The sequence below is a fragment of the Bradyrhizobium sp. Pa8 genome (assembly GCF_052588265.1).
Window position 1 is genome coordinate 8,955,758 of sequence record NZ_CP176767.1, and the last position, 23,635, is coordinate 8,979,392.

Below are 23,635 nucleotides of genomic sequence, written 5' to 3' on the forward strand. Positions count from 1 at the left end.
CGCTGGATTTCGCGCTGCACTGCGGAAAATTTGTTCGCCGGATCAGACGAAGTATCGAGGCGAAATTCTACGCCACGGACATGTTCAGCGGCGGCGAAACGTGGTCCGGCAGCGGACAGACATAAGGCGTCTTGGCGGTCCGCTTCTGCAAGTCCGCTTTAGCGGCCTTGATCAGCTCCGGATCCGTCAACGCCTTGATGCCGATCCCGGCCATCGCCTTGGCCGCCTGCACCATTGCCTTGTGAGCGTGTCCGCTCTTGCCCTGCGCCACCACCTGCCAGGTGTGGAACGGCGTGCCGATTGCAACCGTTGGTGCGTGAACCTGCACGGTCGGCACCACCCAGCTCACGTCGCCGACGTCGGTCGAGCCGACCAGCGGGTTGCGCTTGGCATCGAGCGGCACCAGGAAGTCGGCCAGCGGCCGATCGGTCGGCTCCATGCCGATCGCGTAATAGACCGACGCGATGTCCTTGTCGCTGAGCGTGGCGCGGATCTGGCTGGCAAAGCCCTTGTCCGCGTCGTCGAAATGCGGCGGCCCCAGCTCTTCCATCACCCGGTGCAAGGCCTGCTCCAGCGGCGTATTCGGCAGGATGTTGGAGACCGCGGAGATGATCTTCATCTCGACCTTGGTCTCGGTCATCAACGCCGCGCCTTCTGCGATCTTGCTGACGCGTCCGACCAGCTCGTTCATGCCGGGAAGATCACGGGCGCGGATCGAATAGCGCACGCGCGCATGCGCCTGCACCACGTTGGGGGCGATGCCGCCGGTATCGAGCAGCGCGTAATGCACGCGGGCGTCGCTCGGCATGTGCTCGCGCATGTAGTTCACGCCGACATTCATCAGCTCTACCGCGTCGAGCGCGGAGCGGCCGAGATGCGGCGAGGCCGCCGCATGCGAGGTGCGGCCGGTGAAGATGAAATCCGCGCGCGTATTGGCGAGCGACGGCGTCACCGCGACTTCCCAGAAGCTGTGCGGATGCCAGGTGATGGCGATGTCGGCGTCTTCAAACGCGCCCGAGCGCACCATGAAGGCCTTGGCTGCGCCGCCCTCTTCCGCCGGGCAGCCGTAATAGCGCACGCGGCCGGGCACCTTGTTCTCGGCGAGCCAGTCCTTCATCGCGGTCGCGGCGAGCAGCGCCGCGGAACCAAGCAGATTGTGGCCGCAACCATGGCCATGGCCGCCGGTCTCGACCGGACGGTGCTCGGCGACGCCGGCCTCCTGGCTGAGGCCCGGCAGCGCGTCATATTCCCCCATGAAGGCAATGACCGGACCGCCCTCACCCCACTCGCCCATCACCGCGGTCGGGATGCCCGCGACGTTCTCGGTGATGCGGAAACCCTGGTGGCGCAGCTCGGCGAGATGCTCGGCGGCGGACCGCGCCTCGGTGTAGCACACCTCGGGCATGCCCCAGACCCTGTCGCTGAGGTCGATGAAACGCGCCTTGATCGTGTCGACGCCACGCCAGATGTCGCTGCGGTTATCCATGCTTCGGTCCGTGATCTCTTGGTCAAACGAAGCGGCAATGGTTAGCAGCTTCATTGCACCCCGCCTAGCACGTCGCGGGACAGCAGCCATGCGGCCGGTGCCGGATCGGGCGGCCGCTTGCCACCTATGCGGGCGTCCTGTGCCTGTCGAAGATTTCACGCGGCGATCTCCGGAATAGTTGGGAACGAGGCTTTCAAGACGGCCTCCTCCAGCTTAAATTATGAATGCTTCGCGCGTCGTTCCGCCGGCCAAGGCGGAGCAATGCTCTCAGCCAGGAGAACTCCATGCCCGCCCTGACCGAATGGAGAGTGCCGCCGGCCAATCAGCCGCGCGCGAACGATTACGGTTTCGATCTCGACCGCGCGCTCGCGTCCGTCGTTGGCCTGCACGCCATCATCCCGCCCGACGCCTTCAGTGCCGAAACGCTGGGCACCGAACGCGCCGGCAACGGCGTCGTGATCGACAACGGGCTGGTGCTCACCATCGGCTACCTCATTACCGAGGCGGAATCGGTGTGGCTGCATCTCGCCGACGGGCGCGTCGTCGAGGGGCATGCGCTCGGCTTCGATTCCGTCACCGGCTTCGGCCTCGTGCAGGCGCTCGGTCACCTCGACGTCGAACCCTTGCCGCTCGGCAACTCGGCGAAAACAAGGGTCGGCGACCGCGTCGTAGTCGGCGGCGCCGGCGGCCGCACGCGCTCGGTCGCGAGCCAGATCGTGGCCAAGCAGGAATTCGCCGGCTATTGGGAATATCTGCTGGACGAGGCGGTCTTCACCTATCCCGCGCATCCGAACTGGGGCGGCACGGCGCTGCTCAACGAGCGCGGGGAGCTGATCGGCATCGGCTCGCTGCAGCTCGAGCGCGAACGCGACGGCAAGGCCGAGCACGTCAACATGATCGTGCCGATCGACCTGTTGAAGCCGGTGCTCGACGATCTGCGCAAATTCGGGCGCGTCAACAAACCGTCGCGCCCCTGGCTCGGACTCTATTCGACCGAGATCGACAACCGCCTGGTGGTGATCGGGATCTCCGCCAATGGCCCCGCCGCACGCGCCGAGCTGAAGACCGGCGATGTCATCCTTGCGGTGGACGGCGAGGAGGTGACGAGCCAGACCGCCTTCTACAAGAAGATGTGGGGGCTCGGCGCCGCCGGCGTCGACGTGCCGCTGACCGTGCATCATGAAGGCGTCACCTTCGACGTCACGGTGACGTCGACCGACCGCTTCAAGCTCTTGAAGGCGCCGAAGCTGCACTGACGAGATCGAACCGACATCAGGCAAGGAAAGCGGCGATGAGCGAGGCCGTCGTTGACGACATCGTGAGCGTGCTGCGGCCGCTGCTCAACGCGCTGGAAGCACTCGGCTTCTTCACCCGGCATCTGCATCCGCCGGCCTTTGCCTCGGTGATGAATGCGATCGGCGCGCCCGACGAGGCGCTGCAGGCGGCGCACGCTGCGATCGGTGCCTGGCCCGAGCAGTTCATCGGGCTGCGCGAGCGGCTCGACCGCGCCTGCAACGAGACGCTCGCCGCCTTTGCCGGCATACGCGAGGTCGAGCGCGGCAATGGCGATCTCGTCGCGGTCTTCCGCGCGCTGCGCCATCTGCCTCGTGCACAGGAGGCGCTGTATCCGCTGTCGACCCAGTTTCCGCCGGTGAGCAGCTTCTTCCTCAACGCCGCCAATCGCGAGAATGACGACCTGCTGGCGCGGCTGGAAGCCGGCGCGAGCGAACACACCGGCATCTTCCACGACCACAACGAGCCCGGCAGCCGCGGCGGCTTCTCGGTCTATGTGCCAGAATATTATTCGCCGGAGCGCGCCATGCCGCTGGTGATGGCGCTGCATGGCGGCAGCGGCAACGGTCGCGGTTTTCTCTGGAGCTGGCTCCGCGACGCCCGCAGCCTTGGCGCGATCCTGGTGGCGCCGACTGCGACCGGCCCGACATGGGCGCTGATGGGCGACGATAGCGACACGCCGAACCTCATGCGCATTCTCGACACGGTGCGCAGCCGCTGGACCATCGACGGCTCGCGCCTGCTGCTGACCGGCATGAGTGACGGCGGCACCTTCTGCTACGTCACCGGGCTCGACGGCGCCTCGCCCTTCACGCATCTCGCGCCGGTGTCGGCGACCTTCCATCCGCTGATGGCGGAGATGGCGGACGCCGTGCGCCTGCATGGACTGCCGATCTTCATCACCCACGGCAAGCTCGACTGGATGTTTCCGGTACAGAGTGCGCGCCAGACGCAGGCGGCCCTCTCCGCCGCCGGCGCCGACGTCACCTATCGCGAGATCGACGACCTCAGCCACACCTATCCGCGCGAGATCAACGCAGGGCTGCTGGAGTGGCTGAACCGCGGATGAACGAGTCGTCCTTACCTGCGCCGTACTGCCGCGGAACCATCACTCCGGGCCGACGTTATCGCCCGTCACCGGAGGTTCGCAGATGCAGACGTTTTTCGGAATGATTTTGGGCGCGCTGCTGCTCGGTTGCGGCGTGTACGTCTATGACTCCATGCAGACGTCGTCGGTCGCCAATGGCGAGGTCGCGACGACCAATCGCACCATCGTGAATTGGGACGTCGCCAAGGCCGATTGGGATGCGCTGCGCGATCGCGCGCACAAGGACTGGGTCCGCATCTCGTCGAAGTAACGACGCCGTATCACGAACAAGGCGCCGTCGCGGGTCCGCGGCGGCGCCTTTGCGTTGACGGCGATCGATCCGGCTCGCGTCAGTTCATCTTGGCCTTGCGGGCATCGGCGATGACCTGCTCGAACTCGGTCATGCTGAGCACGCCCGGCACGCGGTACTTGCCGACGATGAAGGAGGGGGTACCGTTGAAGCCGAAGGCTTCGGCCTGCTCGTTGTTGCGCTTGAGGACGGCGTCGATGTCCTTGGCGCGGTCGGCGAGATCGCGCTTCAGGCGGTCCATGTCGACGCCGGCGGCCGCGAGCAGCTCGTTGATGCGCGGCTCTGTCAGGCGCGAGCTGACACCCATCATTGCGTCATGCGCCTGATGGTATTTGTCCTGGAATTTTGCCGCGAGCGCGATCCGCGCCGCGGTGACCGACACCGGCCCGAGGATCGGCCAATCCTTCATCACCAGCCTCACCTTGCCGTCGTCCTGGACGACCTGGCGCAGCTCCGGTTCGAGCTTGCGGCAATAGGGACAGTTGTAGTCGGACCATTCGATGATGCTGATGTTGCCGTCGGGATTACCGGCCACGGGAACATCGGGGTCGCGCAGCACCTTCGCTTCGGTCAGCACCTCGTCATCGGCGGCGGCCGCGCGCGCAGAGGTGATCCGACCTGCCGCAAGGGCACCCGCCCCGATCAGCGTCAGCGCCGCACGCCGCGTCGCCACGAGGCCCTTGTTCCTGAATCCAGCCATATCTCGTCCCGTTTCGGTCCCATCGCTGCAAATACGGTTCGCGACCGGGAACTGTTACGCGTCATATAGAGCGTTGCGGGCGCGATGTCATCGCCGTGCTATGCGCGGATCGCCGCCGGCGCTGGTGAAGCCGCAGCGCGAGGCAGCATCGCCATCAGCGTCGCGGTCATGGTGGCGATCAGCGTGGTGTTGCCCTCATGCTCGGCAAAGGCCCTCGCCTCGCAGAAGGTCAGCGTGCGGCCGGGCTTGACCACCTCGGCCTTGAAGACGAAGCGCGCGCCGCGGGCGGGTGCCAGCAGCGTGGTCTTGAACTCGACGGTCAGGATGTCGGCCTCGCGCGGCATCAGGGTGAAGGCGGCGACGCCGCAGGCATTGTCGAGGCCTGCCGTGATGATGCCGGCATGGACAAAACCGTTCTGCTGCGTGAAGGCCGCCGAATGCAGCATGGCCAGTTCGACCTCGCCCGGCGCGAGGCGGACGATCACGATGCCGAGCGTGCGCATCGCCGGCTGGCCGTCGAACATGGCAATGGCAGCAGCGCGATAGCCCGGATTTTTCGGCTCGAACGTGGCCATGGCTCAGGCCTCGGCCGGCTCGGCGAGATGCTGCAGAGCGACCGCGCGGATCGCATCCGTGAACGGCGCCGACTTCCGCTGGCTGCGGTCCATGTGCACACCGGTGATGTCGCAGAACGCGGCGATCTCGCCGGTCTCGGCATTGGTCATGTCGTGCCGGAAGCGGATCGACTTGTCGCGGACCTCCAGCAAATGGCTGCGGATCTCGACGATGTCGCCGGCGAGCAGCTCCCGCCGGTAGGTGATGTTCTGCTGCACGGCGGCCATGCCGCGGCCGGAAGAGCGCAGATAGCTCGGCGTCAGCCCGAGGCGGGCGAACAGATTCCAGTTGGCCTCGTCGAATTTGCCGACATACCACATGATATTCATGTGGCCGACGTGATCGCACTGCCACGGATAGACCGTGCCGCGATAAGTCGCCTCCTGCATCGCAATTCCTCCTGCCGTTTTTCCGCCCTTTGATCATTGATACGGTAGCGTATCAGCGCCTCCTCGCGTTAGCAATACGGTACCGTATCAAGAACCGGTGAGGCTTCCTTCATGAACGACGGCAAGGGCGATGTCTGGGTCGAGGCAGGGTTTACCGAGCTCGCCCGCTCGGGGGTCGAGGGTGTCAGGGTCGAGGTGCTCGCCAAGAATCTCGGCGTCACCAAGGGCGGCTTCTACCGCCGCTTCGCCGACCGTGCCGCGCTGCTCGCTGCCATGCTGGAACGCTGGCGCGAGGGACGTGCGGCGTCGATCGCGCAGCAGACAAGCCTCGATGGGCAAGAGCCCCGCGAGCGGCTGAAGGCGGTGATCCAGCTCTATTCCGAGCGGCTCAATCCGGAGGGCATGGCGATCGAGCTCGCGATCCGGCAATGGGCCCGCTCGGACGAAAACGCCGCCGCGGCGGTCGCGAGCGTGGACGCGGCGCGGCTCAAGCACGTCGCGGAGCTCTATCGCGCGACCGGCCTCGAGGCCGAGGCGGCCGAGGCGCAGGCCTTCCTGTTCTATTGCTTCATCTTCGGCCAGAGCCTGCTGTTCGTCGAGCGCGGTCCGCGCAAACGCTCGCAGCTGGTGGCGAAGTCGGCCGAGAAGCTGTTGGACTAAACAAAATGGCCGGAGCTTTGCTCCGGCCATCGCATCATGTCGAAGCTCAGGCGGCGCCCTTCAGCTTCTTGTTGCACTCGCTGTAATAGCCGCCGCCCTTCTCGATCCACTTCATGCCGCCATTGCCGTTGGTGGTCTTGTTGGCGTTGTACTGGTCGACGCAGGTGTGGAGGCGGGCCTTGCCGGCGGTCTCCTTGGCGTATTTCGGGTCGACCGCATTCGGATAGATCGCGGGTCCGGCCGGCAGGGTTGGCGCGACAGCGGGGGCCGCCTCCTTCTTCGCCTGCTTCGGCTCGGCCGGCGCCGCTGGAGCGGCCGGAGCTGCCGCGGTCGGCGCCGCGGCAGGCGTCGCATCCGCTCCGCACTGGGCCTTGCGGAAGTCATTCCACTTCGTGGCGCCAAGCGAGCCGTCCTTCTTGGCGGCCTGATATTTCGCGCTGCACTCCTGCGAGGTCAGCGCCTGCGCCGGCGCGCTCGCGATCAGCGCCGCAAAGCCCGTCAACGCCACTGCACACAGCAATTTCGATTGAATGGTCATCCTTGGATCCTCCTCCTTGGTCTTCCCCGACGGAAGCGAAACGAGGATTGCTATCCTAGCGTGCCGCCCGCTCGCGACAAGGAAGCGATGGCCCTGCCGCCAAAATATAGTGATCCCCCCGGCTCGGATTATTCATGTCGTGTTCAGCAAGGCGAGCCGACGTTCCCAACCCTCCGCAATTCTCGCAAGAGTGCACCACCATGACCTTCACGTCTCGCCTCGCCGTCATCGCCCTGACCTCCCTGCTCGCTACCGGCACCGCCTTCGCGCAGACCGCCGCGCCGGCTGCCAAGACCGACGCCAAGACCACAACTGCTGCCGCCCCCGCCGACAAGAAGGCGCCGAAGGAGCGCTCGGCTGAGTCGCTCGAATGCTCCAAGCAAGCCGACGCCAAGGCACTGAAGGGCAAGGAGCGCAAAAAATTTCGCCGTGAGTGCATGAAGGAAGCGAAGGCCGGCACCGCCGCCCCCGCGGCCGACAAGAAGTAAATCCGTCACACTACGGTTCGCGAGCGTCCGTGAGAGGCGCGCGCATTGCGGCATGACGAGGCTGCAATTGTGTGCCTCTCGCTGATTTGCGATAAGGTGGCGTGAAGCAAATCACCGCCTCCCTGCCGTTCGAATGGCCAAGCCGTGCCAAGATCTTGAGCACGGTGGAGACGCTCGTCATCGGTACCGCCGGAGGCCTCCTGTTTCTGGTCGCCGGCCTTCCCGGGGGACTGATCTCGGGCTCGATGATTGCGGTCGGGATCGCCGCGATCTCCGGCCGCCAGCTGGCGCTGCCGCCGATCCTGACCCAGACCGTGCTGGTGCTGCTCGGCATCTCGCTGGGCTCGGTCGTCTCGCGCCATCTGCTGCAACAGGTCAGCGCCTATCCCCTCACCATCGGCCTGCTTGCGCTCGCCACCTTCTGCTCGACATTCGGCTCGAGCTATTACCTCCAGCGCATCCATGGCTGGGACCGCACCTCGGCGTTTCTCGCCGGCAGCCCCGGCGCGCTGTCGCAGATCACGATCCTGGCGGTCGAGCGCGGCGCCGACCTGCCCGGCATCGCGGTGGTGCAGACCATGCGCGTCATCATCCTCACCGCGGCGCTGCCGATGGTGCTCGCGTTCGCGGGCGTGGCGCCCTCCGTCGCGCCGTCGCTGACGACGACGATCGCCTCGCCGCTCGAGCTCGGGGAGCTGGTCGCGGCCTCGCTGGCCGCGGCGCTCCTGCTGCGGCTGATCAAGTTTCCGGCGAGCTGGATGTTCGGCGCGATGATCGCCTCCAGCGCGCTGCATGGCGCAGACTGGGTCGAGGGCGGCCTGCCGAACTGGGTGCGCGGCGTAGCGCTGATCGGCATCGGCGCCTTGATCGGCAGCCGTTTCGCGCGGATGCGGATCAAGACGCTCGCCGGCCACATCCATGCGGCGCTGGGCTCGTTTGCCGTGGCCATCGCCGTCTCCGCCATCTTCGTCGGCATCGTCGCGCTCACCACGCAGGTGAAATTATCGGATGTCGTCGTCGCCTTCGCGCCGGGCGCGATGGACGCGATGCTGGCGCTCGCGCTCACGCTGCACATCGACCCGATCTTCGTCGGCGCCCATCATTTGTCGCGCTTCGTGTTCGTGACGATCGCGACCCCGGGCATCGTGCACCTGTTCGGCCGCACGCAGGACGATGTGGATGATTGACGGGACGCAGCTCCCGTAGGGCGGGCAAGGGCGCGTTAGCGCTGTGCCCACCATGCCTCCGCAATCTCGGTACAGATGGTGGGCACGCTTCCGCCTTCACTCTTCGAGCTACGGCGGACAAGTCGCTTTGCCCACCCTACGGCAGCTACGCGCGCTTCGCCGTCCGCAAAAATCCCCACGCCGCAATCGCGGCCATCAACAGCGAGATCAGCACGTTGTAGCCGGCGAGCGAGAGGCCGAGGAAGCGCCACTGCACCTCGTCGCAGCGCACCACCTTCACGGTATCGAGCTTGGACAGCAGGTCGGCGGCATTGCCGAGATTGATGACGGGACCGGAGCAATCGGTCGGGCCCTTCCAGAAACCCCATTCGACGCCGGAGTGGTAGGTGCCGAGGCCGGCATTGGCGAGTGTCGCCAGCGCGAGGATCGCAAGGCCCGCGAGCAGCAGCGGCCGCGGCGCCCCGCTCCGCGCCGCAAGCGCCGTCAACACACCGACCGGGATCGCGAGATAATAGGCGTAGCGCTGCTCCAGGCACAGCGGACAGGGCAGGATCTCCAGCACGAGCTGGAAGAACCAGGCGCCGGCGATGGTCGCGGCGGCAATCAGCGTGACGAGCACCGAGGCGGTCAGCGCGGGACCGGTCCCAGCCGGCCCGAATGCAGGTATTGCGGCACTCTGGGTCGTCACGGCAGCCTCTTCCGGATGGGTCGCTTTCTTAAGGCTCTAACCCCGGCCCAGGCGGCTGTCGAGAACAGACGGGATCACTTTGGCGCGGGTTGACCCTGCCCTGTCCATGGCTATAGTCCAGCCGCTTTGCGAGGCCCTTTTCCAGGGGCCGACCGGGAGCCCCTGTGGCGGAATTGGTAGACGCGCTCGACTCAAAATCGAGTTCCGCAAGGAGTGCTGGTTCGATTCCGGCCAGGGGCACCACGCTTCGCCTTCCTGTCCCGGCATATCTCGAAGGGTGACGACGGACGGCTACAGGCAGACGCCTTGATTGTTGCATGACATGACACCGGCAACTCTCGTCGCATTATCGTCGACGCAAAGAAGGGGAAGCTGGATCACCAGGGAACGACGCCAGCATCGTTGAAGAAGCTGCCGCTGGGTCCATCGTCGGGAAGTGTCGCGAGCTCGACCACGATCTCTGCCCCTTCCTCGACGGTGCGGTTGCCGGTGTGGTTGTTGAGATCTGTCGCGACATAGCCGGGCGTTGCGGTGTTGATCTTGATGTGCGCGTGGGCGGCGCTGCGATGGAAGGCGTTCGCATATTGCACCGTAAGCATCGTGACGGCCGTTTTGGATGACGCGTAGGCAACGATCGTGTCCGTCTGGCCGAACAGGGTGGTCGGATCGCTGGCGAGTGTAAGCGAGGCCGTTGTACTGGCGATGTTGACGATGCGAGGGTGCTTGGACTGCTGAAGCAGTGGCAGCATCGTGTGGATCATGCGCACCACACCAAAGACGTTGGTATCGTAAGTATCCTTCATCTCCGCCGAAGTGATCTCGAAAGCCGGGCGGCTCACCAGAATCCCCGCGTTGTTGACCAGCACATCGAGCCGCCCATGTCGAAGATCGAGCTCCTTGGCTAGTGCAGCAACGCTTTCGTCGCTGGTGACGTCCAACTGGACAGCGACGACATCCAGGCCCTCGGCAACGAGCTCGCCGGCGGCCTTTTCTCCGCGCGCCTGATCGCGGCTTCCAAGGTAGGTGCGCAGTCCGCGCCTGCCGAGCTGCCGTGCGACCTCGTTTCCGAGCCCTTTGTTGGCGCCCGTGACAAGCGCGATCGATTTTTCGGTCATTGCCGCTCTCCGAAGGCAGAAAGGCCGCGACCGCGGCCTGGGTTGATGTCGGATCGGTTCAGCTCGCCAGCGATCGCGCCCGGGATATTGTCCCGATCCCGAGCGCATTGAGCGTCGCCGGCGGTCATGTTATTTGAGGAACGTCTCAAATATGGTTATTAGAGAATGGTCTCGCATAAGGCAAGTGTGTCGGCGGTCGGCGCAGAACCGGTTCGACGGAACGGGCGGGAGCGCTTTGCGGCGATCCTCGACGCAGCCGTTGCGCTATTTGGCACCCGGGGATTCGGCGCAACGACCATGTCGGACATTGCCAGCCAGTCCCATACGGCAGCCGGCTCGCTCTATCGCTTTTTTCCCACCAAGGAAGTTGTCGGGGACGCGGTCGTCGTGCGTTACGCCGATCGCTTCGAGACCCGCTTCGCGTCGCTCGCGGAGACTGCGCATGAGCTCTCGCCGGCCGGACTTGCTCGGGCTGTTGCCGATCTCATGGTGGAGCTCGAGGACGACCATGCGGCTGCCATCAGCGTCGCCGATGGCGGGGGCATAACAACAATACAGCAACAAACTCAGACCCGGCGCGTGATGAATGTCATCGCGCGGATGATCGGACGAGCCTTTCCGAGTCTCGCTTCGAGCGAGATTCCTATCCGTGCCTTCACGGTCATGCAGATACTCAAGACATTCACGCTGGTGTCGAGAAGCCCATTACCCGAAGCGACAGACGCCGTCCCGCAGATCAGGTTGGTGATCGAACAGTATTTTTGCGGACTTGGCGAAGGGCACGTGAGGAGCGGCGGCAATAGGAGTGTCAACCTGATCCGGCCACCGAGCCTGCCAAGAAATCGCCCTCGAACATCTTGATCGACATTGAAATCGAATCGGGCAGATGAGGCTTCGGACCTTCACGTTCAATCAATCGCAAGGATCGGGTGTTGCGCTTCCGCGATTTGAACTTGCAAAAATTTCGGCCCGACTAGACCAGCGCCCGGAGCTCCCCGCTGCGCCTCAACCCCCGTACAGATAGTTCGGCAGCCACAGCGTCATGCCGGGCCAGAGGTACATGATGACCATGCACAAGATGACGATCAGCATGTAGGGCATCATGCCGGCGAAGATCTGGTTGAGCGTGACATGCTTCGGTGAGACGCCCTTGAGGTAGTACGCTGACATCGCGACCGGCGGCGACAGGAACGCCGCCTGCAAGTTTACGAACACCAGCGTCCCCCACAGGATCGGGTCGATGTTGAAGTGCTTCAGCATCGGCAGGAAGATCGGCACGAAGATGATGATGATCTCGGTCCATTCGAGCGGCCAGCCGAGCACGAAGATGATCGCCTGCGACAGGAGCATGAACTGCACCGGTGTCATGTTGAGCGAGAGTACCCATCGCTCAAGCAGCGCCTGCCCGCCGAGAATTGCGAACACTGCCGAGAACAGCGCCGAGCCGACGAACAGCCAGCACACCATCGCGGTGGTCTTCGCGGTTAGGAACACCGCTTCCTTGGTACGCTTCCAGTCGAGCGTGCGGGCTTGCAGCGCCAGCAAGAATGCGCCAAAGGCGCCAACGGCGGCGGACTCGGTCGCGGTGCAGATTCCGAACAGGATAACGCCGAGCACGACGGTGGTGAGAACGCCGAGCGGCATGGTCGACGAGGTCAGCAGTTTCACAACCGAGAGCCGCTCGGCGTTGAACCTCCAGTAGTAACGGACCTGCAACAGCGCACAAACAGCCGCGATGCCCCAGTACCAGAGGTAGAATTGGAGCCCTGGCCCCGATTCAGCGGGCGTGGCCTCGTGCGTAACCAGCTCTGGCGTGCCCAATTGCTGCACGCCGGTTACCGGGAGTTCGATGGCAGCCTGCTGGTGAATAACCACGTACCACCAGATGGTGGCCATCGTGCCGGCGACGATCGTAAACGGCACCAGCGCGTAACCGAAGCTTGAGAGCAGCATCCAGTAGCTGACGGGACGGCCTTCCACGTCGATTCGCCTTGCCCGCGACGGAGAGATCAGCCCCTTGATCAGCGAGATCAGGATCGTTTGCGATCGATAGGTGTCCTCGAACTTCGACAGCCACGCCGGCACCGGAACCTTCGTTTGGTCCTCCGGCAATGGCGGAGCGATCTTCGGACTGATCATCGCCCAGGCGACTATGTAAATGAGATACAGGAACGACAGAAAGAAGCCCGGAAACATTGCCGCCGCGTACAGCTTGACGATCGACTGACCGGCGACCGCAGCATAGACGATGATCATGACCGACGGCGGAATCAGAATGCCGAGCGTGCCGCCCGCCGTGATGACGCCGGAGGCGAGCTTCACGTCGTATCCCGCCTTGAGCATGGGATTGAATGCGATGACGCCCATCAGCACCACCACCGCGCCGACAAGGCCGCTCGCGATCCCCCAAAACGTGCAGACGATGAGGGTGGCGACCGCAAGCGAAGCCGGCACGCGGCGGAACGCGAGCTGGATCGAGTAGAACATCCTGTCGACCAGCGCGCCGCGCTCCATCACGTAGCCCATCAGCACGAACAGCGGGATGGAGATCAGGACGTCGTTGGTCATGGCGCCGTAGGTGCGCTCAACCATCAAATCGAACACGCGGTTGTCGGCCCAGGAACGCGTCGAGTCATAAAACGCGATGTAGCCAAAAACGATGCCCAGGCCCATCAGCGTGAACGCTGTCGGGAAGCCCATTATGATCACAACCACGATGAGCGTGAGCATCAGGAGCCCGAGTGCCGGATCGCTCATGTGTTCAGGTCCCCGCCCATACCGCGCTGGCGCGCACTTTCGTCGATTTCATGCGCCCGCTCGATGGCGATCTTGCGCGACTCCTCGTCGACATATTCGCTGTGGGCGAGCTGCTGCTCGATGACGTCGATCTCCGCGACGTCCTTCAGCCGGCTGGGCCATTCGCCGGTCTTCAGGCAGACGACGCAACGCACGATCTCGGCGACGCCTTGCAGCATCACCAGCGCGCCGGCGATGGGGATCACGGATTTGAAGTGATAAACCGGCGGCCCATCTGCCGTCACGTTCGAATGCTCCGCGATCCGCCACGAGTCGGCAGCGTAGTCAAAGCCCGCGTATATGAGGGCGGCGATACCGGGGATAAAAAAAACCGCATAGAGCACGATGTCCAGCCACGCCTGCATGCGCGGTCGCATCGAGCTGTAAAGGAAGTCGCCGCGGACATGAGCGTTCTGCGCCAGCGTGTAGGCGCCGCACAGCATAAACGCGCTTCCGTACAGCATGTTCTCAAGGTCAAAGATCCACGACGTCGGCATGTTCAAGATGTAGCGCTTGAACACTTCGACGCAGACGACGGCCATCAGCAATATGATCAACCAGGCCGCGGCTTTGCCGCACCACGTGCTGATTTCGTCAATGACAAGCAGAAATTTCTGGACGGTCATTGGTCGCCGCCGATTAATCCGGGGAAGGAATGAAATGACAAGGCATCATCCGGTCGCCGTCCCGAACGGTGCCTTGCCGAGTCAATATGTCGTCAGGTCTTCTTCGCGGTCCCTTTTGGCCCGAAATAGTAATCGAACGCCATCTTGCGGTTGACGACGGTGTCCTGTTCCCATTGCGTCGCCCGCCGGGCAAACGCGATCTGCGATTCGACGATTTCCTTGAACAGCGGATTTTCCGCCGATTTTTTCTTGACGATTTCGTCGTAGATCTCGAGCTGCGCCTTGAGAATGGAGTCCGGCGTCTTGTAGAACTTCACCTTGTCCTTGGTCTGAAGCTCGATGTAGTCCTGCGAATAACGGTCGATCGCCTTCCATTGCATCTCTTGCGAAGCCGCGCTGACCGCATTGGCAATGATCGCCTTCATCTTGTCTGGCAGCGCGTCGTACTTGGTCTTATTGAAGGTGATTTCGAGCTGCTCGGCGTTCTGGTGGTAGCTCTGTAGCATGCAGACCTTGGAGACGTCGGCGAAGCCAAGCAGGCGGTCCGACGAGGCGTTGTTGAACTCGGCCGCGTCGAGCAGGCCGCGGTCCATCGCCGACACGATTTCGCCGCCCGGCAGCGCGTTCACCGCGGCGCCCATGGCGGTGTACATATCGATGGAGATGCCGACAGTGCGGAATTTGAGGCCCTTGAGATCGTCGATGCCGGCGACCGGTTTCTTGAACCACCCGAGCGGCTGTGTCGCCATCGGTCCGTAGGGGAACGAAACGACGTTCAGGCCGACCGATGCATACAGTTTGGCGAGAAGTTCCTTGCCGCCGCCCCACCTGTGCCAGGCGAGCAACATGTTGGCGTCCATGGCGTAGCCCGGGCCCGAGCCCCACAGCGCCAGCGCGTTCTGCTTGCCGTAGTGGTAGACCAGCACGCCGTGGCCGCCGTCGAGCGTGCCTTTCGATACGGCATCGATCAGCCCGAACGCCGGCACCACGGCGCCGGCGGGAAGCACGTCGATCTTGAGGTCGCCGCCGGTCATGTCGTTGACCGTCTTGGCGTAGTCGAGCGCGTATTCGTGGAAGATATCCTTCGACGGCCAAGTGCTCTGAAAGCGCATACCAATTGGGCCCTGCGCGCTAACGATCGTCGGCGCGGCTACCGTCGCGACGGCCCCCGCAGCAGCGACCTTGAGAAAGCTGCGGCGGCTGGAAGTACTCCTCTTGTTTGATTTGGTCATGGTTTCCTCCTCCCTTTTGAATAGCGATCCTTTGCGGATCAGCCTTTTTATTGGGAGAAGTCAAAGACTTGCGCAGGGGATTGGCAAGGAATGTTCGGGATGATGCGACGCTACGACGCGGATTACGGCAATGACGCGCCGCACGAGGATCAGACCACGAAGCGTAGCTACTTTTCAGAAGAGCAGATCATCGGAATTTTGAATGAGCATGAGGCCGACGTTTCCGTTGCTGATCTGCCGCAAGCATGGCGTCAGCGACGCCAGGCTCTACAGATGAAAAGCGAAGCTCGACGGGATGGAGGTGTCGGAGGCCAAGCGGCTGAAGACGCTGGAGCACGACAACACGCGGCTGAAGCGGTTGCTGGCCGACGCCATGGACAATGCGGCTTTGAAGGACCTTCTTGAGGGTGGATTGCTGTTACAGCCAGGCCAGCATGAGATCCGCGCACGCGGTTCAAGCACTGGCGCCTTAAATTATATAGTTATTTCAATAATATGCGAGTTCGTAGTTTTATTCTGAATGGTGCACCAGCCTTCGCTGCTTCGCAGCTACGGCTGGGCGAGCCAGGCGCAAGTCTATCCATGCGAAGCAGCGAAGGCTGTCCCGCCGAAGCCTTGGCGAAGGCGGACTAGATCAACGAGCCCGGTATTTCCCTCCCCTTCCAATCGTCACATCCCACCTGTATAAACCGGTAGCTTCTTCTGTAACTCGAAGGAGCTCACATGAACGACCTGCATACGTGGCTTTCGCAACAGCACCACGGCCTGCGCACCTTCCGGACATTTCAGCAAAAGCTCGAGACGCTTGGCCGGGACGATCCCGCCCAGCGCGGTCTTTGCCGCCTGTTGAGCGGCCTCGTCGGCAGCTATGTCGAGGCCTTTGACGAGGCCCCGCTGCCGGTCGAAATCGCCGACGGCGCCTATCACCGCCTGCTGACACTGGTGGCCAGCATCGACCTGAACGCCGACGCCAACCGCCGGCTCGCCGACATCAACCGCGTGGCGGAGAGCGAGCTCTGGCGGTGAGAGGCGGCACGCCGTCGCCATCGCGTCGGCGTGATCACGGGAGACGCGTATAGGTCGTGTTCATCGTGTAGTCCTTGCGTGGACCCGACACGACATGACGGACGACGAACGTTCCATCCGGCAGGAACATGTAGGCCGACTGATAGTCGTCGTGCTTGCAAAGATGGCGCGCACGTCCGCTCAGCTCTCCTCCGGAAGATGCGGACAGTGAAATCTCGTGAAACAGCCGCGGTGGATCTTCCCTAAAGAGGACCTTGAATCCTCCGTCGCTGTTGCTGAAGATGTATTCGCGTTCGGCCTGCACAATGGTGCCGTTCGCGAGCTTCAGATGTCCCTGCTCGCGATAGGCCAACCACCCCCCGTCCAGGGGCGTGAAGATCGCGACACCCTGCATCGTAGCCTGGCCTTCGATGACACGGTTGAAGGACCACGAGCCGGTCAGCTTTTTCGTGACGTCCGTGGCGGCACCCCAGCCATCGCTCGTGGCTTCGTTCATATCTTCAGACCTGCACATTAACCAACGGGTCCAACCTCACAGGACCCGCAGCCGGGAGTTCGACTTCAGCGAGCCGATACCTATATCCTACTGCAATGAATGGTGATCCAGTGAGCAGCTTCGATGGCCAGGAGACGCACGACGGAAGCGGACGCCGACGACCTCCCCCGCTATTTCGTCTGGGTCCGGGGCCTCGAAGGCCCCGAGCCGCAGAAATGGACGGCGATGGATTTCGGCATCGGTGACTGGAAGCGGCCGCAAGTGCTGGCCTTTCTTGAGCTGCCGGAAGGCGAACGGCACCTGCCGCTGTCGGCGCTGGCGCGGCGCTATCCGCCGCCGAGGGTTGAAATCCTGTAGCCCCGCGGTTGCGCGAATCCTGGTGGCGCAGCGGCGCGATCCCGCTTGCTACCTCAACGCGACTATGCACAGAATGCACCTGTTTTTCATGACGCAACCATTGATTGAAATTGTGGAGTGCTGAACGGCTCCAGCCTGAAGTGCTTCACCGTCGATTGCCAGAGGGGCCCCATGACCCAGCATGATGGCGTGCAGAATGGCAATTCTGCCAGCCCCAAGCACACGCATGACGATGCAAGCGCCGGCGGGACGACCGCCGCCCCCCTGTCGAAGCGCCAGCTCGTGCTATTCGCCGACGGCACGGGTAACGCGTTCACCGCCCAGGAATCCAGCGTCTGGCGTCTCTATGAAGCGCTCGACCACACCCAGCCGGACCAGATCGCCCACTACATCAGGGGCGTCGGCACCGCCGGCTGGGCGCCGCTCGCCGCCATCGACGGCGCCACTGGCATCGGCGTTCCCTCCAACGTCCGCAAGCTCTATCGCTTCCTGTGCTGGAACTGGCGCGAGGGCGACGAGATCTACATCTTCGGCTTCAGCCGCGGCGCCTTCACTGCGCGCACGCTGGCCGCGCTGATCGCGAGCCAGGGATTGGTGCCGGCGGAGATCAAGGGCGAGCCGGTCTCGCATGCCGAGATGGAGCGCAGCGCCATGTCCGCATGGCGGGAATACCGCAAGGAATCGGTGGGCTATCGCAGCCTGCCGACGATCTGGATTGCGCGCTGGATTCGCGACCTGCTGCTCATCATCTACCATTTCGTCTGCGGGCACCGCTCCTATTGCACGGTCCGCAAGGCCATGGCCGGCCGCAAGAACGTCAAGATCGAATTCCTCGGGCTGTTCGACACGGTCGAGGCTTTCGGCGTACCGATCGAGGAACTGCGCGTCGCGATCGACTGGGCAATTTGGCCGATTTCGTTCCGCAATCACCGGCCCTCGCGCAAGGCGAAGCACATCTGTCACGCGCTCGCGCTCGACGACGAGCGCACCACCTTTCATCCGCTGCGGATCGACCAGAGCCGTCTAGCGAATGACCAGACTGTCAAGGAGGTGTGGTTCGCGGGCGTCCATTCCGACATTGGCGGCGGTTACCCGGAATCCACCCTCTCCTTCGTTCCGCTGGTCTGGATGGCCGAGCAGCTCGGTGACCAATTGCGCTTCCAGAAGGGCACGATTGAGCGTTTCCGCGAGTATCAATCGGCGATCGGGCCAAAGCACGATTCACGCAGCGGCGCCGCCGTGCTTTACCGCTACGGTCCGCGGCCGATCCTCGAAGGCGATGCGAACGGTGGCAAACCGGTCGTTCACTTCGCCGTGGTCGAGCGAATGCTGTTCGGATGCGACGACTATGCGCCGATCATGCTGCCGGCGAACGCGCGGGTGCTGATGCCCGACGGAAGCATCAGGGAGCTCACCAATGACGGCGCGCACCAAGCCATGCATGACGCCTACGTGAAGAAAGCGAGGCGCCCGATAAGCAAGGAGGAATCCGACGCCTTCACTGGAATGAAAGCGCCAGACGCGGAGATGGCGAATCTGGCGCGCGGTGCAGTGTGGTGGCGACGCGTGGCCTATTTCGCTCTCCTGATCATGACGGGCGTCATCGCCGCCTGGCCGTGGATCGCCCACAAGATCATAGATACATCCGGCAAGAGCCTGCGCGATTTTGTCAGCGACATCGACTGGGGTTTCAGCGCCATACTCGGCTCCGTCGCGAACCTGCTCAAGAACGTGTTGCCCTCCTATGCGGGGCCATGGCTCAATATCGCACTCTATTATCCTGTCGCGACCTCACTCGTCGTGCTGGTCACGTGGTGGGTCTGGAGCATCAACGCCTCGCTGCGTGATGGCATCCAGGAGCGTGCGCGGCTCGCCTGGTACCGGCCGGAACGGAAGGCGAGCGCAAAAAACCTCAGCCGGATGAGTTTGTTGTTCAGGTTTGGCGGCTTGATGCAGCGAAATGCACGGTGGATGAGCTTTCCGTTCACCAAGATCATCTTTCCCATCGTCTCCATCGTCGTCATCTACGCCGCGGCCTTGCTGATCGCCTCGAGCAGCTTCTTCACCTGGCGCGTCGCGACCGGACAGGTTTGTGTAACCCCGGAAACAAAAGCCGCAGAGGCGAAGAAAAAGGGAGTGAACGTCGCGGTAGACATTCCGCCAGCCAAGCCGGTGGGCGACAACGCGCTTCCTGCGACCGAGCTTTTCAACGTCAACCAGTTCTGCTGGGCCAGCAGGCTCGCCGTAGAGAAGGGCCGCAAATACCGGGTCTGGATCGATATCGACCAACGCTGGTTCGACCGCACGATCATGACCGGCGTCAACGGATTCCAGACCTACGAAAACCACCACTACCTCGCTCTCCCGACCCGGCGACTGCTCGGCGCGGACTGGTTCCAGCCGGTCGTACGCGTCGGCGAGAAGGGCCTGAACGATCAGCCGCTGCAGGCCATGAACGTGATGTCGGCAGATGAACTGCCGCGCCGCATTGACCCGACCCTCCCCGAGGAAAATGCTCAGGATGAGCCAAAAAACAGATATCCCGTCCACATCGAAAACGCTGAGGAATCGAGCACGGACGATGCGGCTAAGCTGACGAAACTCAAGGCTGATATCGCGAAGATGGGCACATTCGATACGCTTCCGCCGGACGAGTCGGCACGCAAGGTCTGGGACACGCAGAAACTTGCAGACCGGATGGTGGCCGAATTCACCGCACCTGATTCCGGCGAGCTGTTCTTCTACGTCAACGACGCCGTGCAGATCGTCCCGGGCTTCCTGCGATGGCTAGCCCCGGCAAACTACGCCGACTATTTCGGGCCGGACGAACAATACTACAAGAACAACAGCGGCACGGCGCGGATCACGGTACAGCGTCTGCCCGCACCGCCGACGCCATCGGCTGCGGCAAAGCAGTAGCCGCCGGCCACACTGGAGCGGAAGAGTGACAACGCCCCCATGATTATGGGTGTCGCGGCGTCCGCGCCGCGGCTAAACTTGGCCTCGCGCCGCGGGGGACACGCGGTGCGGGACGATGAACATGAGCGAACAGGGCGAGACGGGTGAGGCCATCACCATCCTCCTCGTCGAGGACGACGCGCCGACCTGCTGGCGGCTCCAGGATGCGCTGGTCAAGGCGGGCTACAAGGTGCGCAGCGCAGCCACGCTCGGTGAGGCGCGCCAGGCCCTGAACGGCGGCGCGCCACGCGTGCTGCTGACCGATCTGCGGCTGCCCGACGGCCATGGCATCGAGCTGATCCGCGAGACCCGGCAGCGCTTTCCCGACACCGAGATCATGGTGATCTCGGCGCTCGGCGACGAAGAGAGCGTGATTTCGGCGATCACCGTCGGCGCCACCGGCTATCTGCTCAAGGACGCCTTCCCGACCGACATCGCCACCACCGTGCGCGATCTGGTCGCCGGCCATTCCCCGATCTCGGCCTCGATCGCCCGTTTCATCGTGCGCAGAACGCAAGGCTCCGCGCCGAGTTCGGCCGAGCCGCCGCGCGGGCCTGTGCTCAACACCGCACGACTCACCCCGCGCGAGATCGATATCCTCTGGGGCATCGCAAAGGGTTTCAGCTACGCCGAGATCGCGAGCCATCTCGGCCTGTCCAGGCAGACCGTACCCGGCCACATCAAGAACATCTATCGCAAGCTCGAGGTGCACACGCGCAGCGAAGCGGTGTTCGAGGCGGTGCAGCAGGGCCTGATCAAGCTGTGAGCGAGATAGCGGCGAAGGCACCTACACGCCCGCGGCGCCGGCTGATTGGGTCGCGCCTGGTGCCTTATCTGCTGCTCCAGGCGCTGATCGTGATCGTCACCATCCTGGGGCTGCGGCTGCTCCAGCCCAGCGACCCCGACGATTTCGCAGTGAGCGGATTTTCGCTGCGGGAGGACGGCGCGAGCCGTCCCGTGACCTTGCCGCATTTCACGTCGTCGCGCTATTCGCTGTCAGATCCTCCGCTCTACACCGGCACCTTCACTTTCAGAAACGGCGATGCCGGATGGTCCGTATTCCTGCCGCGCTTCAGCAACGCGGTGGAGGTCGCCGTCAACGGCGTGGTCGTGCTCGACTCCCGCCGCGATGCCAATGCCAACCGGCCAGACCGCAACACGCCGCAGATCGCGCTCATCCCCGCCTCGCTGCTGCATGACGGCGACAACGAGATCGCGGTGCGGCTGTTCGTCTGGGGACCGCTGAAGGGCTTTCTCGACACCGTCTATGTCGGGCCGGATGCTGCCCTGCGTCCGTCCTACGAGACACGCACATTGCTGTTCGTCACGCTGCCCGTGGTGTTCTCCGCCTGGCAATCGATCCTCGCCATCATGTGGCTGATGCGGCGCCGCGAGCCGGTCTATGGCGTGCTGGCGGTGGCGATGGTGCTCGGCGTGGTGCAGGCGTTCGTACCGCCGCCGGTGCCGCCGGCCACGACATCGCGGCTCGCCGCCGTGCTGCTGGCATCGGCGCCGACCGAGAGCGCACTGATCGTCGTCTTCGCCCTGCTGTTCTTCGGTTGGCGCTGGCCGCGCTATGGCGCCCTGCTGTTCGTGCCGGGCATCGTGGTGTTCGCGGTCGGACTGGTGGGCGGCCCGCCGCTGCCGCGCATTCTCTTCCTGGTCCTCGGCATTCCCATGGTCGGCGTCTGTCTATTGCTGATGGCCAGCATCACGGCGACACAGGTGGTGCGGCGGCAGGACGCCGCAAGCTTTACGCTCGGCTGCGCAGTGACCATCGTGCTGACCTGCTGGGTCCACGACATGCTGTCGGTGTTCGAGATCATGACCAACGAGCGCATCTTTGTCTCGCGCCTGTCCTATTCGGCGATGCTGGTCGCGATCGGCGCCGGGCTGACCTGGCGCTTCGCCCGCGCCCTGAACCAGGTCGACAGTTTTGCCAGCCAGCTCGTGACGCGCGTGCGCGAGGCGGAGGAGCGGCTGAAGGCGAGCTTTGCGCGCGAGGAGGAGCGTGCGCGAGCCGCCGCACTCGCCAACGAGCGCACGCGGCTGATGCGCGACCTGCATGACGGCCTCGGCGGCCAGCTCGTCAGCATCGTCGCGCTCTCCGAGCGTGGGCACGAGAGCTCAGGCATCACGGACGCGGCGCGCGCCGCGTTGAAGGATCTGCGCCTCGTCATCGATTCCATGGACGACATCGGCGGCGACCTGATGCTTGCGCTCGGCTCCTGGCGCGAGCGCGCGGCGGCACAATTGCGGCCGCACGACGTCGCACTCGGATGGCACGTGGCGACGCCGCAGGGCCTGCCGCTGCATCCTGAGCTGCGGCCATGGCACGTCATCCAGATCGTGCGCATCCTCGACGAGGCCGTCACCAACGCGGTCAAGCACGCGCAGGCGCGCCATATCGTTGTTACCATCGAGACGCTCGACGATGGCCAAGGAGATGGCCAAGAGAACGGCCAAGGACCGCGTGGCATGATCAGCGTCGCGGACGACGGCAAGGGCTTTGCGCTGCCCGGCAACGGCGAAGCCGGCAGCGCGGGCCAGACCGCGCGGGGGCTGCGCAACATGCGAAGCCGTGCCGCGCGCTGCGGCGCGGTGCTGGATCTGGCCTCGGATTCCTCGGGTACGCGCGTACGGCTGCAACTGCCGAAAATATTTCCCGATAGCGACGCCGCCGCCACGGGCTGAAAAGCCCCCTCCCCGAACGTGTGGGACGCACGGAGAGAGGGAACGGGCCGGATCATGCGGAGGACGGGGGTTCGTCCGCACGTCATCCTTTCGCCCGAAGCGATGCAATCAACTCAATCAAACGAGATCGTCATCGCACGCCGACGCGATTGACCGGGCCTCCGCGATTCATCGGCGTTCCCGCACGAACGCCGACGCCGGGCGCGCCGACGCCGGGCGTCGCCACCGCGACCGCGGCGGCCGGCGCGACCACCACCGCCCCGGTCGGCCGCACCACGCAGCCCTTGGGCACGCCGACCGTCTTGCAATAGACAACCGCCTGCGCCGGGCTCGTGCCCAGCGACACCATCGCCGCACCCGCGAGCATCATGACCGTCAGCCCGGCGCTCAGCGCTCCCATTTTTTTCGACATCTTGCTCTCCTGCTTCCCGTTCGGCGCCCCGATGCAATCACCGGGTTTCGCAGCCGACGTGCAGCCTGAATGGCAAAAGACGGCGCGCGGATACATGCCATGAAGATGGGGGTGCGGCGGGCGAGCCGATGCCATGAACATGGCATGGACCGGCCACGGGCCTTCACGAGATGGTCCGGCTCACCCGATCCCAGCGGGACCCGTCACAATCCCAAAGAGGTGCTTCATGAAGACTTCAGTTCTTGCCGCGCTGCTGCTCGCTGCCGCCATCCTGCCCGCCGCTGCGCAATCCGGTCCGACGCCGCAGGAGCAGATGGCCTGCCGCGGCGACGCCGGCAAATTCTGCGCCGAACATATCGGCAAGCCGCCGCAGATGAATGCCTGCCTGCGCGAGAACAAGACCAAGCTCTCGGACGCCTGCCGCAAGGTGGTGGAGTCGCACGGGGGGTGAGCAAGCCGTGATTCCGGGCTCGCGCCGTTGG

Annotated in this window: 25 protein-coding genes, 1 tRNA gene and 1 pseudogene; 15 read left to right on the plus strand and 12 right to left on the minus strand. The window is 64.0% G+C overall.

The genetic code is table 11. The features are described 5' to 3' along the window. Positions 1-67: 67 nt before the first annotated feature. Positions 68-1,486, minus strand: coding sequence for a M20 family metallopeptidase (locus ACKWRH_RS42480; RefSeq protein ID WP_445218400.1), 1,419 nt, complete (start codon positions 1,484-1,486; stop codon positions 68-70). Between the two features lie 284 nt (positions 1,487-1,770). Here ACKWRH_RS42480 and ACKWRH_RS42485 point away from each other — a divergent pair, with 284 nt between their 5' ends. The 3 genes from ACKWRH_RS42485 to ACKWRH_RS42495 all read left to right on the plus strand — a co-directional run bounded on the left by ACKWRH_RS42485 (position 1,771) and on the right by ACKWRH_RS42495 (position 4,137). Then, positions 1,771-2,742, plus strand: coding sequence for a S1C family serine protease (locus tag ACKWRH_RS42485; RefSeq protein ID WP_445218401.1), 972 nt, complete (start codon positions 1,771-1,773; stop codon positions 2,740-2,742). Between the two features lie 35 nt (positions 2,743-2,777). Beyond that, positions 2,778-3,848, plus strand: a complete 1,071-nt coding sequence (locus ACKWRH_RS42490; protein WP_445218402.1) for a phospholipase — start codon at positions 2,778-2,780, stop codon at positions 3,846-3,848. 82 nt (positions 3,849-3,930) lie between these two features. Continuing rightward, positions 3,931-4,137, plus strand: a complete 207-nt coding sequence (locus tag ACKWRH_RS42495; RefSeq protein WP_028159206.1) for a hypothetical protein — start codon at positions 3,931-3,933, stop codon at positions 4,135-4,137. Positions 4,138-4,216: 79 nt separating this feature from the next. On the opposite strand, the gene ACKWRH_RS42500 is transcribed toward ACKWRH_RS42495, so the two are convergent. The 3 genes from ACKWRH_RS42500 to ACKWRH_RS42510 all read right to left on the minus strand — a co-directional run bounded on the left by ACKWRH_RS42500 (position 4,217) and on the right by ACKWRH_RS42510 (position 5,880). After that, complete coding sequence (locus ACKWRH_RS42500) at positions 4,217-4,876, minus strand: DsbA family protein (RefSeq protein ID WP_445218403.1); 660 nt, start codon at positions 4,874-4,876, stop codon at positions 4,217-4,219. Between the two features lie 98 nt (positions 4,877-4,974). Continuing rightward, a complete protein-coding gene (locus ACKWRH_RS42505; protein WP_445218404.1) occupies positions 4,975-5,451 on the minus strand; it encodes a PaaI family thioesterase in 477 nt (158 codons plus the stop codon). A gap of 3 nt (positions 5,452-5,454) precedes the next feature. Next, positions 5,455-5,880 (minus strand): acyl-CoA thioesterase, encoded by a 426-nt coding sequence (locus ACKWRH_RS42510; RefSeq protein ID WP_014491606.1) that lies wholly within the window; start codon positions 5,878-5,880, stop codon positions 5,455-5,457. Between the two features lie 111 nt (positions 5,881-5,991). Between ACKWRH_RS42510 and ACKWRH_RS42515 the strand changes: the two genes are divergently transcribed. After that, the gene (locus tag ACKWRH_RS42515; protein WP_445218405.1) at positions 5,992-6,540 is read left to right on the plus strand and encodes a TetR/AcrR family transcriptional regulator; all 549 of its coding nucleotides are present in this window, start codon (positions 5,992-5,994) and stop codon (positions 6,538-6,540) included. A gap of 46 nt (positions 6,541-6,586) precedes the next feature. On the opposite strand, the gene ACKWRH_RS42520 is transcribed toward ACKWRH_RS42515, so the two are convergent. Next, positions 6,587-7,078, minus strand: coding sequence for a hypothetical protein (locus ACKWRH_RS42520; protein ID WP_445218406.1), 492 nt, complete (start codon positions 7,076-7,078; stop codon positions 6,587-6,589). Between the two features lie 200 nt (positions 7,079-7,278). Here ACKWRH_RS42520 and ACKWRH_RS42525 point away from each other — a divergent pair, with 200 nt between their 5' ends. Together ACKWRH_RS42525 and ACKWRH_RS42530 are read left to right on the plus strand one after the other, a co-directional pair. Then, positions 7,279-7,566, plus strand: a complete 288-nt coding sequence (locus tag ACKWRH_RS42525) for a PsiF family protein (RefSeq protein ID WP_445218407.1) — start codon at positions 7,279-7,281, stop codon at positions 7,564-7,566. A 101-nt stretch (positions 7,567-7,667) separates the two neighbouring features. Continuing rightward, positions 7,668-8,753 carry an AbrB family transcriptional regulator gene (locus tag ACKWRH_RS42530; RefSeq protein WP_445218408.1) on the plus strand — a complete coding sequence of 362 codons (1,086 nt, stop codon included), beginning with the start codon at positions 7,668-7,670 and terminating at the stop codon, positions 8,751-8,753. Between the two features lie 145 nt (positions 8,754-8,898). Here ACKWRH_RS42530 and ACKWRH_RS42535 read toward each other — a convergent pair whose 3' ends face one another. Beyond that, on the minus strand, positions 8,899-9,441 hold the full coding sequence (locus ACKWRH_RS42535) for a disulfide bond formation protein B (RefSeq protein ID WP_445218409.1): 543 nt from the start codon (positions 9,439-9,441) through the stop codon (positions 8,899-8,901). Positions 9,442-9,599: 158 nt separating this feature from the next. Between ACKWRH_RS42535 and ACKWRH_RS42540 the strand changes: the two genes are divergently transcribed. Then, positions 9,600-9,684: transfer RNA gene (locus ACKWRH_RS42540), tRNA-Leu, on the plus strand. Positions 9,685-9,818: 134 nt separating this feature from the next. Here the strand turns inward: ACKWRH_RS42540 and ACKWRH_RS42545 are convergent. Continuing rightward, the gene (locus ACKWRH_RS42545; protein WP_445218410.1) at positions 9,819-10,556 is read right to left on the minus strand and encodes an SDR family oxidoreductase; all 738 of its coding nucleotides are present in this window, start codon (positions 10,554-10,556) and stop codon (positions 9,819-9,821) included. A gap of 165 nt (positions 10,557-10,721) precedes the next feature. Here ACKWRH_RS42545 and ACKWRH_RS42550 point away from each other — a divergent pair, with 165 nt between their 5' ends. Then, positions 10,722-11,417, plus strand: coding sequence for a TetR/AcrR family transcriptional regulator (locus ACKWRH_RS42550; protein ID WP_445218411.1), 696 nt, complete (start codon positions 10,722-10,724; stop codon positions 11,415-11,417). Positions 11,418-11,561: 144 nt separating this feature from the next. On the opposite strand, the gene ACKWRH_RS42555 is transcribed toward ACKWRH_RS42550, so the two are convergent. The 3 genes from ACKWRH_RS42555 to ACKWRH_RS42565 all read right to left on the minus strand — a co-directional run bounded on the left by ACKWRH_RS42555 (position 11,562) and on the right by ACKWRH_RS42565 (position 15,210). Continuing rightward, positions 11,562-13,313 carry a TRAP transporter large permease gene (locus ACKWRH_RS42555; protein WP_445218412.1) on the minus strand — a complete coding sequence of 584 codons (1,752 nt, stop codon included), beginning with the start codon at positions 13,311-13,313 and terminating at the stop codon, positions 11,562-11,564. Continuing rightward, positions 13,310-13,978 (minus strand): TRAP transporter small permease subunit, encoded by a 669-nt coding sequence (locus tag ACKWRH_RS42560; protein ID WP_445218413.1) that lies wholly within the window; start codon positions 13,976-13,978, stop codon positions 13,310-13,312. The genes ACKWRH_RS42555 and ACKWRH_RS42560 overlap by 4 nt, the downstream gene beginning before the upstream one ends. Before the next feature lie 92 nt (positions 13,979-14,070). Further along, positions 14,071-15,210: a TRAP transporter substrate-binding protein gene (locus tag ACKWRH_RS42565; protein WP_445218414.1), complete on the minus strand. Its 1,140-nt coding sequence runs from the start codon at positions 15,208-15,210 to the stop codon at positions 14,071-14,073. A gap of 102 nt (positions 15,211-15,312) precedes the next feature. Here ACKWRH_RS42565 and ACKWRH_RS42570 point away from each other — a divergent pair. Further along, positions 15,313-15,613 (plus strand): annotated as a pseudogene (locus ACKWRH_RS42570) (transposase); the annotation flags it as partial. Between the two features lie 320 nt (positions 15,614-15,933). Further along, a complete protein-coding gene (locus tag ACKWRH_RS42575; protein ID WP_445218415.1) occupies positions 15,934-16,236 on the plus strand; it encodes a hypothetical protein in 303 nt (100 codons plus the stop codon). Between the two features lie 34 nt (positions 16,237-16,270). Here ACKWRH_RS42575 and ACKWRH_RS42580 read toward each other — a convergent pair whose 3' ends face one another. Then, positions 16,271-16,732 carry a DUF6314 family protein gene (locus ACKWRH_RS42580; protein WP_445218416.1) on the minus strand — a complete coding sequence of 154 codons (462 nt, stop codon included), beginning with the start codon at positions 16,730-16,732 and terminating at the stop codon, positions 16,271-16,273. Positions 16,733-16,855: 123 nt separating this feature from the next. Here ACKWRH_RS42580 and ACKWRH_RS42585 point away from each other — a divergent pair, with 123 nt between their 5' ends. The 4 genes from ACKWRH_RS42585 (at position 16,856) to ACKWRH_RS42600 (ending at position 22,741) form a co-directional block, all read left to right on the plus strand. Further along, the gene (locus tag ACKWRH_RS42585; RefSeq protein WP_445218417.1) at positions 16,856-17,089 is read left to right on the plus strand and encodes a hypothetical protein; all 234 of its coding nucleotides are present in this window, start codon (positions 16,856-16,858) and stop codon (positions 17,087-17,089) included. Between the two features lie 171 nt (positions 17,090-17,260). Beyond that, positions 17,261-20,008, plus strand: coding sequence for a DUF2235 domain-containing protein (locus tag ACKWRH_RS42590; RefSeq protein ID WP_445218418.1), 2,748 nt, complete (start codon positions 17,261-17,263; stop codon positions 20,006-20,008). 121 nt (positions 20,009-20,129) lie between these two features. Beyond that, positions 20,130-20,813, plus strand: coding sequence for a response regulator (locus ACKWRH_RS42595; RefSeq protein ID WP_445218419.1), 684 nt, complete (start codon positions 20,130-20,132; stop codon positions 20,811-20,813). Beyond that, complete coding sequence (locus ACKWRH_RS42600; RefSeq protein WP_445218420.1) at positions 20,810-22,741, plus strand: sensor histidine kinase; 1,932 nt, start codon at positions 20,810-20,812, stop codon at positions 22,739-22,741. The genes ACKWRH_RS42595 and ACKWRH_RS42600 overlap by 4 nt, the downstream gene beginning before the upstream one ends. Before the next feature lie 130 nt (positions 22,742-22,871). On the opposite strand, the gene ACKWRH_RS42605 is transcribed toward ACKWRH_RS42600, so the two are convergent. Then, positions 22,872-23,153 carry a hypothetical protein gene (locus ACKWRH_RS42605; RefSeq protein ID WP_445218421.1) on the minus strand — a complete coding sequence of 94 codons (282 nt, stop codon included), beginning with the start codon at positions 23,151-23,153 and terminating at the stop codon, positions 22,872-22,874. A gap of 226 nt (positions 23,154-23,379) precedes the next feature. Here ACKWRH_RS42605 and ACKWRH_RS42610 point away from each other — a divergent pair, with 226 nt between their 5' ends. After that, complete coding sequence (locus tag ACKWRH_RS42610; RefSeq protein WP_014491555.1) at positions 23,380-23,604, plus strand: hypothetical protein; 225 nt, start codon at positions 23,380-23,382, stop codon at positions 23,602-23,604. Positions 23,605-23,635: the final 31 nt, after the last annotated feature.

Excerpts from the sequence above, each read along its gene's own strand:
- ACKWRH_RS42480 (WP_445218400.1), bottom strand. The coding sequence starts at position 1,486 with ATGGATAACCGCAGCGACATCTGGCGTGGCGTCGACACGATCAAGGCG.
- ACKWRH_RS42485 (WP_445218401.1), top strand. The coding sequence starts at position 1,771 with ATGCCCGCCCTGACCGAATGGAGAGTGCCGCCGGCCAATCAGCCGCGC.
- ACKWRH_RS42490 (WP_445218402.1), top strand. The coding sequence starts at position 2,778 with ATGAGCGAGGCCGTCGTTGACGACATCGTGAGCGTGCTGCGGCCGCTG.
- ACKWRH_RS42495 (WP_028159206.1), top strand. The coding sequence starts at position 3,931 with ATGCAGACGTTTTTCGGAATGATTTTGGGCGCGCTGCTGCTCGGTTGC.
- ACKWRH_RS42500 (WP_445218403.1), bottom strand. The coding sequence starts at position 4,876 with ATGGCTGGATTCAGGAACAAGGGCCTCGTGGCGACGCGGCGTGCGGCG.
- ACKWRH_RS42505 (WP_445218404.1), bottom strand. The coding sequence starts at position 5,451 with ATGGCCACGTTCGAGCCGAAAAATCCGGGCTATCGCGCTGCTGCCATT.
- ACKWRH_RS42510 (WP_014491606.1), bottom strand. The coding sequence starts at position 5,880 with ATGCAGGAGGCGACTTATCGCGGCACGGTCTATCCGTGGCAGTGCGAT.
- ACKWRH_RS42515 (WP_445218405.1), top strand. The coding sequence starts at position 5,992 with ATGAACGACGGCAAGGGCGATGTCTGGGTCGAGGCAGGGTTTACCGAG.
- ACKWRH_RS42520 (WP_445218406.1), bottom strand. The coding sequence starts at position 7,078 with ATGACCATTCAATCGAAATTGCTGTGTGCAGTGGCGTTGACGGGCTTT.
- ACKWRH_RS42525 (WP_445218407.1), top strand. The coding sequence starts at position 7,279 with ATGACCTTCACGTCTCGCCTCGCCGTCATCGCCCTGACCTCCCTGCTC.
- ACKWRH_RS42545 (WP_445218410.1), bottom strand. The coding sequence starts at position 10,556 with ATGACCGAAAAATCGATCGCGCTTGTCACGGGCGCCAACAAAGGGCTC.
- ACKWRH_RS42550 (WP_445218411.1), top strand. The coding sequence starts at position 10,722 with ATGGTCTCGCATAAGGCAAGTGTGTCGGCGGTCGGCGCAGAACCGGTT.
- ACKWRH_RS42555 (WP_445218412.1), bottom strand. The coding sequence starts at position 13,313 with ATGAGCGATCCGGCACTCGGGCTCCTGATGCTCACGCTCATCGTGGTT.
- ACKWRH_RS42560 (WP_445218413.1), bottom strand. The coding sequence starts at position 13,978 with ATGACCGTCCAGAAATTTCTGCTTGTCATTGACGAAATCAGCACGTGG.
- ACKWRH_RS42565 (WP_445218414.1), bottom strand. The coding sequence starts at position 15,210 with ATGACCAAATCAAACAAGAGGAGTACTTCCAGCCGCCGCAGCTTTCTC.
- ACKWRH_RS42575 (WP_445218415.1), top strand. The coding sequence starts at position 15,934 with ATGAACGACCTGCATACGTGGCTTTCGCAACAGCACCACGGCCTGCGC.
- ACKWRH_RS42580 (WP_445218416.1), bottom strand. The coding sequence starts at position 16,732 with ATGAACGAAGCCACGAGCGATGGCTGGGGTGCCGCCACGGACGTCACG.
- ACKWRH_RS42585 (WP_445218417.1), top strand. The coding sequence starts at position 16,856 with ATGGCCAGGAGACGCACGACGGAAGCGGACGCCGACGACCTCCCCCGC.
- ACKWRH_RS42590 (WP_445218418.1), top strand. The coding sequence starts at position 17,261 with ATGACCCAGCATGATGGCGTGCAGAATGGCAATTCTGCCAGCCCCAAG.
- ACKWRH_RS42595 (WP_445218419.1), top strand. The coding sequence starts at position 20,130 with ATGAGCGAACAGGGCGAGACGGGTGAGGCCATCACCATCCTCCTCGTC.
- ACKWRH_RS42605 (WP_445218421.1), bottom strand. The coding sequence starts at position 23,153 with ATGTCGAAAAAAATGGGAGCGCTGAGCGCCGGGCTGACGGTCATGATG.
- ACKWRH_RS42610 (WP_014491555.1), top strand. The coding sequence starts at position 23,380 with ATGAAGACTTCAGTTCTTGCCGCGCTGCTGCTCGCTGCCGCCATCCTG.